Origin of the sequence: Enterobacter pseudoroggenkampii, from assembly GCF_026420145.1 — a bacterium.
Taxonomy (GTDB): domain Bacteria; phylum Pseudomonadota; class Gammaproteobacteria; order Enterobacterales; family Enterobacteriaceae; genus Enterobacter; species Enterobacter pseudoroggenkampii.
The window spans coordinates 12,859-26,877 of sequence record NZ_JAPMLV010000007.1 but is presented as its reverse complement, the minus strand read 5'-3'; the positions used below and the strand labels follow the sequence as shown (position 1 = coordinate 26,877).

The 14,019-nt window shown below is 57.2% G+C and carries 8 protein-coding genes; 1 reads left to right on the top strand and 7 read right to left on the bottom strand.

Translation table 11 applies throughout. The annotated features are described in order from the left end of the window. Nucleotides 1–50: 50 nt before the first annotated feature. Nucleotides 51–2,093, bottom strand: coding sequence for an AsmA family protein (locus OTG14_RS20645; RefSeq protein WP_267215688.1), 2,043 nt, complete (start codon nt 2,091–2,093; stop codon nt 51–53). Nucleotides 2,094–2,158: 65 nt separating this feature from the next. Continuing rightward, nucleotides 2,159–2,932 carry a cyclic-guanylate-specific phosphodiesterase gene (pdeH, locus tag OTG14_RS20640; protein ID WP_024908833.1) on the bottom strand — a complete coding sequence of 258 codons (774 nt, stop codon included), beginning with the start codon at nt 2,930–2,932 and terminating at the stop codon, nt 2,159–2,161. Nucleotides 2,933–3,161: 229 nt separating this feature from the next. On the opposite strand from pdeH, the gene kdgK reads away from it, so the two are divergent. Beyond that, the gene (gene kdgK, locus OTG14_RS20635) at nt 3,162–4,091 is read left to right on the top strand and encodes a 2-dehydro-3-deoxygluconokinase (protein ID WP_267215687.1); all 930 of its coding nucleotides are present in this window, start codon (nt 3,162–3,164) and stop codon (nt 4,089–4,091) included. A gap of 61 nt (nt 4,092–4,152) precedes the next feature. On the opposite strand, the gene OTG14_RS20630 is transcribed toward kdgK, so the two are convergent. From OTG14_RS20630 to bcsZ, 5 genes are all read right to left on the bottom strand, one after another. After that, entirely contained in the window at nt 4,153–5,646 is a 1,494-nt protein-coding gene (locus tag OTG14_RS20630; RefSeq protein WP_024908831.1) for a M16 family metallopeptidase, read from the bottom strand. Nucleotides 5,647–5,873: 227 nt separating this feature from the next. After that, a complete protein-coding gene (locus OTG14_RS20625; protein WP_032662127.1) occupies nt 5,874–7,160 on the bottom strand; it encodes a dicarboxylate/amino acid:cation symporter in 1,287 nt (428 codons plus the stop codon). Nucleotides 7,161–7,319: 159 nt separating this feature from the next. Continuing rightward, nucleotides 7,320–9,326 (bottom strand): biofilm formation regulator HmsP, encoded by a 2,007-nt coding sequence (gene hmsP, locus OTG14_RS20620; RefSeq protein ID WP_024908830.1) that lies wholly within the window; start codon nt 9,324–9,326, stop codon nt 7,320–7,322. A 119-nt stretch (nt 9,327–9,445) separates the two neighbouring features. Further along, complete coding sequence (gene bcsC, locus OTG14_RS20615) at nt 9,446–12,928, bottom strand: cellulose synthase complex outer membrane protein BcsC (protein WP_267215686.1); 3,483 nt, start codon at nt 12,926–12,928, stop codon at nt 9,446–9,448. Beyond that, nucleotides 12,910–14,016 (bottom strand): cellulose synthase complex periplasmic endoglucanase BcsZ, encoded by a 1,107-nt coding sequence (bcsZ, locus tag OTG14_RS20610; RefSeq protein WP_248166193.1) that lies wholly within the window; start codon nt 14,014–14,016, stop codon nt 12,910–12,912. Before bcsZ ends, bcsC begins: the two co-directional genes overlap by 19 nt. Nucleotides 14,017–14,019: the final 3 nt, after the last annotated feature.

Here is a 14,019-nt window from a genome sequence, read left to right as displayed (position 1 = left end):
GCCTGATGCCCTCACCCCGGCCCTCTCCCACAGGGAGAGGGAGAAAGGCGTTATTTCTTCATTTGCGACAAAATGTTCCGACACTGATTCGCCTCGCCTTCTGACGGCGAAATCAAGGCCAGCAGCGCTGCGGCTGGAGTGACCAGCGTCGCAAGCGCCGCAGCTACTGCGCCACGCGCAATCAGCGGTCCGGGCTTCACGCCCGCCTGCGGATTTTTGAAGGTCCCGCGCACGTAAAGCGGCGAGCGCAGGGTGATGATACGAATCCCCTTACTTTCCGGGTCAATAGTCAGATCAAGCTGCTCCGAGGCCATGCTCGCGGTACCGGTCACGTTAATCACCGCGTTTTCCGTGTCAAAGGCAAAAATCTGCGGACGCGCCACGCCGTTAACCAGATCCAGATTGGCCGCCGCGCAGTTCACCCGCACCTCGTCATCACCAAAGATTTGCCCGATGACGTAGTTACCGACGTTCAGCCCCAGGATCTCCATCAGGTTGCGGCTCACCAGCCCGTCGTTCATCAGCAGCTTCAGGTTACCATTGCCGCTGCCCAGCAGCGCCGCAACCGAGTTCCCCACGCCGCGAATATCGGCATCACCGTTCATTTCACCGAGGGTTTTCTGCATCAACTCGACGTTCGGCATCAGCTCTTTCAGCTTCAATCGACGCGCCTGAATCTCCGCCCGTCCCTGCATCGGCTTCTTATCGCCTTCCAGGTGAATGTTCGAGGAGATCGTCCCGCCCGCCATGCCAAACTTCAGCGGCTGCAGACGCAGGTCGGCGCTTTTAAGGAGGATATGGGTCGTAAGATTGCTTATCGGCAGCGTACTGCCATGTTCAATTTTTCCGCCTTTGAAGCGCACATCCGCATCCATCACGTTCCATTTATCCGTCTCAAAACGTTCATAAGGCAGCACTTTGCCGGCAGGCTGAGGATCTTTCTTCACCTCTTTTGACTTCGTACCTTTACCGGAGTCGATACCTATCAACGGGCCTAAGTCGGCCAGACGCAGCTGTCGGGACTCAACATCCCCTTCCAGTTTCGGGCGCGGTTTTCCGGTGGTGTAGGTCAGCGTGCCGTGGATATCGCTGTCGCCGATCCGACCGTTAAAATCACGGTAGTCAAAAACGGACGCTTTTTCGGTATCGATTTTGGCGACCAGATGCCCGTCCGTTTCGAACGGCGGCGTATCCGGCAGCAGCACGCCGGTCAGCTCATACAGCTCGCCCAGCGAATCACCGGCAAATTTAAGCTGAAGATCAACGCCGCCCATGTTCATCGGGTCGTTGACCGTGCCCACGAACGCCACGCGGGTGTTACCGGAACGGAAGTCCGCCTGCACCGGGAACGGCGTGCCTTCGCTCCGTAGCGCCAGCATGCCGCCTATTTTCCCTTTACCGCTGAGCGGCTGGTCGTTATAGCGTCCTTTTGCCGTCAGGCCGAAGACATAGTCGCCCACGCTTGCCGCATCACCTTTCGCTTTCGTCCCGGTGACCTCGCTGAACGGCAGCGGCTTGCCCAGCGGATCGACCAGGATCTCCACATCCGCCTTGCTGACCTTATCGTCGATGGCGATCCGTCCGCGATCGACGAGAATGTTGTCGAGACGGAATGACCAGGAAGAAGGCTGGGCATTCGGATCTTTTTCGCTGTCGCTGGCCAGGCTAAACGTCCAGTTGTTGTTTTTTTCGGAGAGGCGGATCAGGCGCGCATCGGGCTGCTGAAGTTTGATCCACGGCAGATAGACCGTTTTGGTGAAGAGTGCCAGCGGAGCCAGCGTGGCTTCAACCCGCGGCAGGTGGATCATAGTGACGTCCGGGATATCCGGCGGGTTGCCGAGAATGATGTCGTCAGCATGGATATGTGGCCAGGGGATCCAGCTTCGCCAGCCGGGCTCCTCTTTCTGGCGTTCCCATACCACCCCTAAATCACCCCGTATGGCGAAGGGGCGGTTCAGCTCGGTTGAGACTTTCTGGTTGATGGTCGGCTTGAGACGGTTCCAGTCAAACGTCGCAATAATGATGGCGACAACCACGATCAACAACAAGAAAATCCCTGCTGTCCAGGAGATTACCCTGGTTGTTCTTGTCATTTTTATCCCCTTTCCTGATGACCTGTCCTGTAAAACTATAGTCCAGACAAAGGGAAGCGGGTTTATCAGAGGGTCGTTATGACGTTATCGAGGCGATCCATGGGTACCGGGCGAGAGAGATAGTAGCCTTGCGCCGCCGCTGCGGGAGAGTTTTGCACATCGCGCCACTCTTCCAGTGTTTCCACACCTTCAACAATCACGCCCTGGCAATAGCGGTTCATCAGCTGTAATAACAGCGTAAACAGATTCCGCCCTTCCGGGGTCTGACGCAGCATAATGAACAGATCGCGGGCCACTTTAATGTAGTCGTAGCGCACTTCACTCAGGGCGGAGAAGTTCGCCATGCCGGTGCCAAAGTCATCCAGCCACAGCGGGCCGTATTCGCATATCGAAGCAAACGAGGAGTCCTGCGGCAAACGGACATGCTCCACCAGCTCAAAGCGCATCCACGGCAGGGTGGCGATCAGCTCCTGCAATTTCGCGTTCTGGCGCAGCGCCAGCAGGGTTGGGCCATCGACGTTCACCGAGGCGAGGATATCGTGCTGTTCGAAAAAGGCGTGCTTCGTTGCCAGCATGCGAAGCTGCTCTTCCAGCACGTCCAGACGCTGGCGAACGGCAACTTCGGCAAAATAGCGATCCGGCGCGATGCGCTGAGTAGGGTTTGAGGGGTGCGTAACGACGGTCAAAATTTCGATGGCCATCAGTCGACCATCTGTTCGGTAGATCGGCTGATAGGTGTACGCACGCTCACATTGCAGCCAGTAGCGATGCTCCTGCAAGTTCTCAATACTTGCCTCAGGCGTAGTGCTCAGCCGCTGGATAACCTGCTCTGACTTCATTTCAGATGTCCTGTTGTTGGGATAGCCTTTCTGGACTCGTCACAGGATTATCGGCGCGACAATTGAGAACTTTATGTTCAATTCACCCGGAAAATGAAATTAAGATGACAGAAATGCGCGGGAACACGCGCTGGCTCAAAAAAAATAATGGAACGTTGTTTTAATATAGTTGACCGGTTAATTCACTCAGCGCACACTGCTGATAATTCTTCTGTTCAGGTTCACGACTATGTCCAAAAAAATTGCCGTGATTGGCGAATGCATGATTGAGCTGTCACAAAAAGGCGCGGAAGTCAGCCGCGGATTTGGTGGCGATACGTTAAACACGTCCGTTTATATTGCCCGTCAGGTCGCGCCTGAGGCGCTCACCGTGAACTACGTTACCGCCCTGGGTACGGACAGCTTCAGCCAGCAAATGCTGGAGGCCTGGCAGAGTGAACATGTTGAAACGTCGCTGATTCAGCGTATGGAAAACCGCCTCCCGGGGCTTTATTACATCGAAACCGACAGTACAGGCGAACGCACGTTTTATTACTGGCGCAACGAAGCCGCAGCCAAATTCTGGCTGGAGAGCGACGCGGCCGCGGCCATCTGCGAAGAGCTGGCGACATTTGACTATCTCTATCTGAGCGGCATTAGCCTGGCGATTTTAAGCCCCGCCAGCCGAGACAAGCTGCTCTCGCTGCTGCGCGAATGTCGTGCCAACGGCGGTAAGGTTATTTTCGATAACAACTACCGCCCGCGCCTGTGGGCCAGCCGCGAAGAGACGCAGCAGGTCTATCAGCAGATGCTACAGTGCACCGACATCGCCTTCCTGACGCTCGACGATGAAGACGCCCTGTGGGGTGAAAAGCCGGTAGATGACGTAATTGCGCGCACGCAGGCGGCAGGCGTGAGCGAAGTGGTGATTAAGCGCGGTGCGGATTCGTGCCTGGTCGCGGTGGCGGGTGAAGCGCTGGTTGACGTTCCGGCAGTGAAGCTTTCCAAAGAGAAAGTGATTGATACCACGGCGGCGGGTGATTCATTCAGCGCGGGCTATCTGGCGGTACGCCTGACGGGTGGAACGCCGGAAGCGGCGGCACAGCGCGGGCACCTGACGGCCAGCACGGTGATTCAGTATCGCGGGGCGATTATTCCGCGCGAGGCGATGCCTGTTTAAGTAGGGTGCGGGCTGATGCCCGCACCCTAACCCTCTCCCACAGGGAGAGGGAATGTTTGCATTACTGCCCTTGCGGAATATCCGTCGCGTCCGGATGTAAATCATCCGCCGTGGCGGCCTGCGCTGGCTGCGGCGCGGTAGCCATAATGGCATCCCAGGTCGTCTGAAGTTCCTTCATGTCATATTCCGGCTCGCCCTTCGGTTGCAGAAGGATCAACGCCATCTCCTGCGACAGCTGCTGACGGAGGTCCTGATTGAGCATATCGACGGTCAGACCGTTCAGGAAGTCCTGACGAAGCTTCTGATACTGTTCCGGCGCAATGTCCACCACCTGATTCTGCAGGGAACGAATACGCTGGCTGATCAGAATGTCGGTATCGGCACGAGCGTAGGTCGCAAACAGCTTCTGCAGCTCGAGTTTTTTCTGCGCCACGAGAGCATTGAATTCCTCTTCGGAAAGCCCCTCTTTACGCACTTTTGCCAGCTCTTTCGCGACCACACCCAGATTGGCATTTAGCTTATCGCCCGGTGATTCAACGTTGATGGCACATTGCGCACGCTGGAACAGCACGCGGCAGTCAAAGCCAAGACCAATATTCTTCACGTTGTTCTTACTCAGCGTCTGCTGGACGTGCCAGAACAGCGCTTCACGTGCCAGATCGGCACGCCAGTAGCGTAACATCGCCGCAGATTCACGGATGGGCTGCCAGGCGTTATCCCACATGACGGAGAGGCGATCCTGACGCACGGTGTCCGTCATAATGCTGACAGGCTCTGCACGCAGCGGAGAGAGCGTCGGGACAGGGGCTGGCGTTTCACGCTTGCCTTTCAGATCGCCAAACGCTTTGTTGATCTGCTCCACCACCGCGCGGCTGTCCACGTTACCCACCACGATCAGCGTCATCGCGTCCGGGGTGTACCACTTCTGATAGAACGATTTCACCTGTTCGGCGTCCACCGGCTGTTTCAGCGGTTCGGCCGGATCATGTCCCAGTAACGTTGAGCCCTTCAGGCGGTAACGCCACCAGCCCTCTTTGGTATCCCCAGGCCAGGTTGCCACCATGTCGCTGTTACTCAACGCATAGTTGACCGTGTCCGGCGTGATCGCCAGATTGCCAGAGGCATCGGAGAGATACGTAAGCGCTTCTTTAAGCAGGTCGTTACGGTTGTTTGGCAGGCTCAGGTTAAACATGGTGTAGTCATACGAGACAACAGCCGGGGGGAGTGGGCGTTTCGGATCGATGGCCTGCTGCCAGAGTGAACGCACCTGAACCGCTTGCAGGCTGCCGCTCTGCGTGAGCGCCAGCCGGGGAATAAAGTGGCTGAAACCGGTTTGCTGGGTGCTTTCCGTGAGGGAGCCGGTATTTACGGACAGACGGATTTCAATACGATCGCTGGGACGTTGCGGCGTGGCTAAGACCTGCCATTGAAAACCGTTCGCTAATGTCCCTTGTTGCCAGGCCGGGTCTGGCTGGAGCGCATCTGCCTGCACATAACTGGCTGCTGCCATCATCAGCAAACCGCCGGTTAAGAGTCGAATTTTTGTGCCCTGCATGTGAACCCCTGATCAACATTCCTGGTTAAAAAAGAGTGCCTCGCGACGCGCTTCACTCTTAAAGATGACGATGAAAACACGTCGATTAGACCGCGCGTTCGGCAAAACGTCACGGTCCGAAGTGAAATATACCCAAAAAAAATCTTGTCGAATTATGACAGGTATGAACAGTTATTATGCGCAGGAGCCCGCATCCCCACAAGGGAATACGGGCATTTGTGGCAAGTTTAAGAGGATAAGCCAGGATTTTTGCTGTCAGTTGAACGATTATTCAGAGTATCGTCGAGCTTTTTGTGATCCAGCTCTTTCACCCATTTCGCCACCACCACCGTTGCCACGCCGTTACCCACCAGGTTGGTTAACGCACGCGCCTCAGACATGAAGCGGTCAATACCCAGAATCAACGCCAGACCCGCCACCGGCAGGTGACCCACAGCAGAAATGGTGGCTGCCAGCACGATAAAGCCGCTGCCCGTTACGCCTGCCGCACCTTTAGAGGAGAGCAGGAGCACCACCAGCAGGGTAATCTGATGGAAAATATCCATATGGCTGTTGGTCGCCTGAGCGATAAATACGGCCGCCATCGTCAGGTATATCGAGGTACCGTCCAGGTTGAAGGAGTAGCCCGTCGGGATCACCAGCCCGACCACCGATTTACGGCACCCGAGTTTCTCCATCTTGTCGAGCATACGCGGCAGCGCCGATTCTGAAGAGGAGGTCCCCAGAACAATCAGCAGTTCTTCGCGGATGTAACGGATAAATTTGAAGATGTTGAAACCTGTCGCGCGGGCGATGGAGCCCAGCACCACCACCACGAAAAGGATACAGGTAATATAGAAGCAGATAATCAGCTGACCCAACTGCACCAGCGTGCCGACGCCATATTTACCGATGGTGAAGGCCATCGCACCGAAGGCACCGATTGGCGCCAGGCGCATGATCATATTGATGATGCCGAAAATGACCTGCGAGAAGCTTTCGATCACGTTAAAGATAAGCTGGCCTTTGCTGCCCAGACGGTGCAGGGCAAAACCAAACATCACGGCGAACAGCAGAACCTGGAGGATGTTTCCGCTGGCGAACGCGCCAATGACGCTGCCAGGGATGACGTCCAGCAGGAAGGCGACCACGCCCTGATCCTTCGCCTGCTCGGCATACACCGCGACCGCTTTGGCATCCAGCGTTGAGGGGTCTACGTTCATCCCCGCGCCTGGCTGCACCACGTTGACGATGATCAGACCGATAATCAGCGCCAGGGTACTGACCACTTCGAAATAAAGAAGCGCCACTGCACCGGTACGACCGACCGCCTTCATGCTTTCCATGCCAGCGATGCCCGTGACTACCGTACAGAAGATCACCGGCGCGATGACCATTTTGATGAGCTTAACGAACGCGTCGCCAAGCGGTTTCATTTGCGCGCCCAGCTCAGGGTAATAGTGACCCAGCAGAATACCGATGGCGATGGCTGTCAGGACCTGGAAATAAAGACTTTTGAAGAGTGAGGTTTTCATAAGGTGTCCTTGGGAAGAAAAACCACAGGTTTTGTAAGGTTATGGTTAACCTGCGGCTTTAAAATAACACCCACATAACAGGACAGAAATAAACTCAGTTCAAATTTGAAACACAAATGTTAAGAACTTTGAGCTGGCTCGCACAAGCCAGCAACAAAGTTACACTTTTGCGGGGTCGTCAGCACCAGAAAGGTATCGTTGTTCAAAGACATCCGAAGGAACAGCTGGGGCAAAAAGGAAGCCTTGCCCGCTCTCCACACCCGCCTCTGCCAGCCAGGCGCGTTGCGCGTCGGTTTCAATCCCCTCGGCAATAAGGTGCAGATTGAGACTGCGCGCCATCTGGATAATCGCCTGCACCATGCTGCTGTCGTCCGGCAGACCGTCGACAAACGCTTTGTCAATTTTGAGCACATCTACCGGAAGGGTTTTCATGTGCTGAAGCTGGCGCAGCCCGGCGTACCCCATGCCAAAATCGTCCAGCGCAATGCGAATGCCGGCATTACGCAGCGGCTTCAGGATCGCGACCGCCTCATTGGGGTCGTCAATACGTCTGCTCTCCGTCACTTCCAGGGTTAACGTATCTGGCTTGATGCGGTAACGATGGATCAGCTCCAGCATCTCTGAAACCATGGTCGGGTGCATAAGCTGCAGGGCAGACAGGTTAACCGACAGCGGCAGCGTCACGCCGCGCTCCTGCCAGGCCGCAAGCTGACGGCAGGACTCCTCCAGCACCCAGTAGCCGACGGTAACCATCAGGCCGCAGGACTCAATGCGCTCAATCAGCCCTTCCGGCAGTTCCCATGAACCATCCGGCTGCTGCAGACGCAGCAGAGCCTCGGCGCTTTTCACTTCTCCCGTCAGCAAATTCACTTGCGGCTGTAGCCAGAGGGCAAACTGGCGGTTATCCAGCGCGGTCAGGATGTCGCTCTCTTCCGTCAGGCGCTGCTGCGCCTTTTCCATCTGCTCCGGGTCGAAGAACTGGATCTGATTTTTCCCTTTGCGCCGGGCAGTAAACGCCGCCGAGAAGGCGCGACGATAAAGCTGTTCCGCCGTTAAATCACCGTAGTACATGGCTATACCGATGCTGGCGCTCGGGCGAAGCTGGATACCCTGAATGGGCAACCGCTCATTAATGACAGTAAGTACTTGCTGACCTAATGTGATTGCATGCCAGGGCTCTTTTACGCCATTGGCAATCACTACCAGATCGTAACCGCTGACCTGGGTCAGCACCATGCGCGGGGCAAGGACAGATTTGATCTTTTCCACCAGGGTGAGCAGCAGCATTTCGCGCTGGCTCTCCTTGAGCACGCCAGCCGTGTCCTGCAGAGTTTCGCAGGCGATAACCATCAGCGCCGTGGTTTGCTGGCGCTCAACGGTTTGCTCCAGCATTGCCATCAGGAAGGCTTTATTGGGAAGCTCCGACACCGGGAAGCGCGTGGCGCTGCTGTTTAACTCATCCTGCTGACGCTGGATGCGCTGCTGGTTGAGGTTGTAGCTGCGCACCAGCATGCCTATCTCATCGTCATGATGCAGACGCGGTAGCTCAAGCTGATGCCCCATCTGATCCTGCGGCGCAAGCGTATTCAGCTCGCGGGCGATACGGCGCAGCGGATGAACAATCAGCCGGTTAATACACCAGGTGAGCGCCACGCTGAGAATAAGCGTCATAAGTAAGCAAGTGGTCACTAACGTAACCACCCAGCTCATGACGAATTTATACATGCGGTAAGAGTCCGCCTGTAATACCAGGTAGGCCAGCGGCTGCGGATTGGCAGGGCGTTCGAGTGAATAAACGGGCAGCGAAATTTGCACCGGCAGTTCAAACAGGCGCATCACCATCATCGGGACGGGACGCTCCGGGATAAAGCTCATCCGCAGCGCCTGAAACTGGTTAGGCAAGACGACGTCGGCGCGGCTAACGACGCCGGCAGGCTGAATGCGTTTTAAAATGGTTTCCGCTTCGGGAATATCCCCTTTCAGGATCGAGGCGGAGAGGGGGCCGCGCACCGAGCGGGCAATACTTTCTAACTGCGAGGCCGTGTTATAGCGATTCTGCTGTACGGAATGAAACAGCAGAATTACGCAGAAAAGCAGGACAAACAGCATGGTGACGGCAGAAACCATCGCCATCTGTTTGATTGTTAAGGAACGGCTGACACGCAAAATGACTCTCCACAAAACTCGAAGCGCAGGGCGCGCCAGGGTGTAAACCTGGCGCGCCTGAGTATACCCGATTGCCGCGCTATTAAGAGAGACTTACAAATGGATTAAGGAAAATCCGATTACCAGTCCGCGTAAGGGATAAGCGGCTGCGGCGGTAAGTCCATATCGCCCTGCCAGCCTGCAGCAGAGTAGCGCACATAGATCAGCGCGTGGCTTGGGGTATAGTCTTTCGCTTCCTGAATATCCACGCCCATGCCCACAAACCAGTTGGACGTGACCCGCCGCTCGATTATGGCCCGTGCGGTATAACCCGTACCGGAAGAACTGCTGCCGGTTTCCATCGCGCCCCGGTCGGTATAGCGGTCTGGCTCATCGGTCGGGATCAGATTCTGGATCGGGTAGCGCAGCTCGTCTTTGGTTTTGGAGTGGGACCAGGAGACCGAGCCCCCCAGCTCCCAGGACCAGTTTTCCGTGCGCTTACGCCATGTCACCGGCAAGGCGAAGGAGACATACTCCTGCGGGCTGTAATAGCCGCCCTGGCCCAGGGTATAACCGCTCAGGTCTTTGTCGTAGTGCCAGAGCATATTGGAGACGCCGACCGTCAGACGCTCATTGTTTTTATTAATGAGCTTGTAGTAGTAACCCGTCATCCAGCGGACGCGCCAGTTATCCTCCACATTTTTACCCGTCAGCGTTTCCGCGTTCAGGCTTGACCAGACGCCGTTCGCTTCCCCTTTGTCATAGCTCATACTTACGCCGCCACCGGTGGCGCGTACGCCGCCCCAGGTGGTGCCGGTATTGGTATCTTTTTGCCCGCCGAAGGCCAGCAGAGAGCTGGAGATTGGGCGGCGATGGGCGTTAACGGTATAGCCGATGGGCCCCAGATCGCTGCTGTAGCTGATGCCGCCCACCACGTCGACAACGTCAAAGCCCATTGGCGTGGTGCCAATATCCATCGCCCAGGTCTTATTCTGCCAGCCGACGGCGACGCTCGCGCCATTGTCGGACTGATGGGTGTTGCCGCTACACGGCGTTTCGTAGCAGGTTCCCCATTTAGGGTCGTAAGTCCCGTTCTTGCTATCAAATGAACCGGCGTCCATGTTGACCAGATCGCTTCTGAAGAACATGCGCCCATCTGAGAGCGGGGCATCCACCTGTAGCATAGTGGTATGCGCTTTCAGGTCGGAATAACCGCCCGTGCCGCTGGAGCCCCAGTAGTCGTGCTGCAGCGTGACGTTAACATCCTGCTGACGATACAGGTCACCGGCATCGCTGCGCACGCCGCGCTTCAGCCAGTCATCCTTTTCATCGTTACGCGTCAGACGGGTGAAACTGTCGTTGTCAGCCGGACGCGTCGTGGTGATACCTGTCGATACCATCGCATCTTTATAGGTTTCCAGCGCCTGCTGAGGCTGCCCGTTCTGCGCCTGGAAACGCGCGGCATCACGCAGCACCAGCGCGTTTTCCATGGAGCCGGGCTGCGATTTAGCCTGCGGAATGATTTTATTGAAGGTCTGTTCTGCGGCAGCGGAATCACCCAAGCCCGCCTGCGCCATCGCGATCCGGCGCTGCATGTTGAGCGACAGCGGCTGGCCGTTTTGCGCGCCGGGCAGTTTCGCCAGCTCTGCGCGCGCGGCATCTTTGTTACCCTGCGCGCTGTAAATCTCGGTCAGGCCGAGGATCGCGTCTTCGTTCTGCGGTTCACGCTGCAGGACGGCATTGTACGTCGTTTTCGCCGAGTCCAGATCGCCACGCTGCTGTGCCCAGTCCGCCAGCGTGAGGTCGATACGGGTGGAGGTCGGCTGCTGGCGAAGAAGATTCTCTGCGTCCTGCTCTTTGCCGCTGTCGCGCAGACGGTTGGCGGTTTCCAGCACCTGGTTGCTTTGCAGGCGGTCGGCAAGTTCCTGAATATTGCCGTTCCACTGGCTGCGCGGCAGCGTATCCAGATGCGCCAGCGCGGCGCGGTCCTGATCGTTTCCGGAAAGATAGAGCCCGTTGGCGTACACCTGATCCGGATCGGACGGTTTCTGGCTGGCAAGCTGACGCATCAGGGTATCCGCCTGGCTGCGCTGACCCGCGCTGTAGAGATCGCGCGAGAGACGATAAGTTATCCACACGTCGCCGGGAGAGAGCGCCAGACGACGACGCTGGATTTCTGCTGCCTGGGCGTATTTCCCCTGATTTTCCAGCTGTTCGGCCTGGGCAGAGAGCTGTTCGTTGGTCAGGCTACGTTCAATATCGTCTATGCTTCGGCGCTGGCTGGCGGAGAGAGACTGGATAAACTGCGAGGCCTTCTCCGGCGACTGCGCGCGGTAAATATTGGCCAGGCCGCGAACCGCATTGCTGTTGCCGCTGTCCATCCGCAGCGCCTGGCGATAATAACGTTCCGCCGCGTCGTTATCTTTACGTGCCGCGGCGGCGTCGCCCAGCCCCAGCACGGCATAGCTGTCGGTATTGTCGATACCGCGTGCCTGCTGATAGTAACGCTCCGCCTGCGCCGGGTTATTCGCCTTCAGCGCCGCATCGCCCTGCTGGATCAGCAGCCAGTAGCGGTTAACCTTCAGAAGACTGTCCCATTTACCCCGGTTATCGCTCTGGGGATCGAGGGCAATCGCCTTTTCAAACTGTGCCACCGCGCGGGCGCGGTCGCCCTTCTGAGAATACGCCTGTCCAAGGGCCCCCACCGCCTCACTGTCGGCATGGTTGGCGCTGACGGCTTTTTGCAGCTCCGCCACCGCCTTACTCCCCTGCCCGGCATCCACCGCCGCCAGCCCTTCCGCTTTCGCGCGGAACGCCGGATCGGCGAGCTGTTTTTGCTGCGCTTCAAGCTGGGCACGCGCCGCCGCGACGCTATCCCCGTCGCTGAATACGCTCAGGTATTTTTGCAGCGCGCTGACGCTGGCGCTGCTGGCAGGCTGACCTTTGATTTGGTCATACCACATATCAGACGCCTGGTTACGGCCATTGGTGGATTTGGCCATCTCCTGCAATATCGCAAAGCCTTCATCACGGCGTCCGCTCTGGAACAAAAGCTGGGACAGCGTCGCCTGCAGCTGCGTATTTCCGGGGCTGCTGCTGTTTATTTTCTTGAGCTGGTTAATGGCTGCATTTCGGCGAGCAGGGTCTTTCGCCACGACGTTCCAGTATTCCGTGGCCACGTCGCCGCCCGGCGGGTTGCCGTCAAACAGCTTGTCATAGGCGGCAATCGCCTCCTGCGTGTGTCCCGTGGTGGCGAGCAGTCGCGCCTGCTGGAGCTGCTGCCGGCCATCCGGGGTAGAAAGCAGCATCGTGTTGCGTGATGACTGGTACGCACTCGAGCCCGGCGCGATCCCTTTCAGACGATCCAGCTCTTTTTGCGCACCGGCGTTATCGCCCTGGCGCAGCAGGTAGCGAAAGCGTGCGGCAATGACGTCAGGGTTGTTCGGGTCAATCAGCTCTAGACGATAAAGCGACTGACGAACCAAATCCTCACGCTGTGTCGATTCGCCCAGCCGAACCTGTTCCAGCAGCTGTTTCTGCTGCGGAGAGTTGGCGGCTTCAGCCAGCGGCATCAGTGCCAGGCCAAGCGATAAAGTGAGTAGATTTACTGTGAACTTGCGCATTCCTGGCCCCAATCCGGTATTAATTCACCTTTTGCGGTGAAGCGAAAACGATGCTGATCCCATCCTTGCCCAAAGAGAGTCAGCACGTAGCTGTAATAGGCATTGTTATCGGGAAAATGGTCCGCAACGCGCTGGCGCTGAACCGCCTGGGCATCACGCTGTTGTAAAAACGGCAGCATGGCGGCAGAGAACCCGACCGGGCCATTCCCGGTGCGTTTCCCCGTCGCCACATCCACTTTCTCCGGCGGCACACCCCGTTTCATAGTCTTTGCCGCCATCGGCTGGAAGCGCGTCAGCAGCCGGGCTTTCTGAGGATCGTTGTCACTCATCATGCCCACCCAGAGATACACGCGGATGGCGTCGTAGCCGCCCACCAGCGCCTTATCCTGCTGTAACCGCCAGCCTTTGTGTTTCTGATACTGCACCCAGTCCGGCGAAAAGCCTTTCGGCGCACTCTCCTGCAGCAGGCGCAGATTGGTTTCACGAAGCTGGGTCCACGGGGAACCAAAGCGCGTGAAATAACTCGCTAACTGCGGAGGAAGATAACTGGGGTTAAAGCGCCAGACCTGTTCATCGGCAAAACCGACTTTACCGGGAAGCAGCATTGCGCCGAGTCCCGGCACTTTCACCACTTCCTCGCTGACAATGCGTTTCAGCAACGCTTTACCCGTGCGGGTATAGTCCGGATGTTTCCACAGCCGACCCGCTTCGAGCAGTGACCAGGCGATCCAGACATCGGCGTCAGAGGCGGAGTTGGTATCGATCACCGCCCACGTTTCTTTATCCTTCTGACCCCATAGCCAGGCAGGCAGATGGTCGTTGAGATCGCCGCTGGCAAGATTATCGCGCGTCCACGTCAGCAGCTGGTCAAACGCGTTGCGATCGTTCGCCGCCAGGGCAAAGAACAGGGCGTAGCTTTGCCCTTCCGAGGTCGTTATTTTGCGCGTGTCACTGGGATCAATGACACGCCCGCCCTCACTGATGTAGTCCTTTTTAAACTGCTCCCAGGCAGGCCAGGTACAGGCGGCGCGAAGAGGAAGCGCCGCCAGCATCACCGCTGCTAATGCACACCAGCGAAAGGCTTTCATTAC

Coding starts and splice junctions, on each gene's coding strand:
- OTG14_RS20625 (WP_032662127.1), bottom strand. CDS start 7,160: ATGAAAACCTCACTCTTCAAAAGTCTTTATTTCCAGGTCCTGACAGCC.
- pdeH (WP_024908833.1), bottom strand. CDS start 2,932: ATGAAGTCAGAGCAGGTTATCCAGCGGCTGAGCACTACGCCTGAGGCA.
- OTG14_RS20630 (WP_024908831.1), bottom strand. CDS start 5,646: ATGCAGGGCACAAAAATTCGACTCTTAACCGGCGGTTTGCTGATGATG.
- bcsZ (WP_248166193.1), bottom strand. CDS start 14,016: ATGAAAGCCTTTCGCTGGTGTGCATTAGCAGCGGTGATGCTGGCGGCG.
- bcsC (WP_267215686.1), bottom strand. CDS start 12,928: ATGCGCAAGTTCACAGTAAATCTACTCACTTTATCGCTTGGCCTGGCA.
- kdgK (WP_267215687.1), top strand. CDS start 3,162: ATGTCCAAAAAAATTGCCGTGATTGGCGAATGCATGATTGAGCTGTCA.
- OTG14_RS20645 (WP_267215688.1), bottom strand. CDS start 2,093: ATGACAAGAACAACCAGGGTAATCTCCTGGACAGCAGGGATTTTCTTG.